At 56.7% G+C, this 233-nt stretch carries 1 protein-coding gene; it reads left to right on the forward strand.

Going from position 1 to position 233, the window contains the following annotated elements; all coding sequences use genetic code 11:
- On the forward strand, window positions 1-233 hold a 233-nt coding region (locus tag SB725_RS34100; protein WP_410923812.1), incomplete at both ends, for a type IV secretion system protein.

Genomic DNA, 233 nt, shown 5'->3' on the forward strand with positions numbered 1-233 from the left:
TGTGGACAAGGCGGAATTTGCCGACATTTTGAATAGCCTCGTGAAGAAGGTTATGACGATCGCCTTCTTCTGGACGCTTCTCAAAATGTCCGACACTTGGATTCCGGCGATCATCAACTCGTTTAAGACGATCGGTATGGCGGCCGGAGGAGCAGGCGGGGCCGCGCCGTCTGCGGCGACACCAGACGGCATTGTGTCGACAGGTTTCGACACTGCGTTGGCCGCCTATCAGG

It is taken from the genome of Pseudomonas sp. SIMBA_041, from assembly GCF_046535095.1.
Classification (GTDB): Bacteria; Pseudomonadota; Gammaproteobacteria; order Pseudomonadales; family Pseudomonadaceae; genus Aquipseudomonas; species Aquipseudomonas mucoides.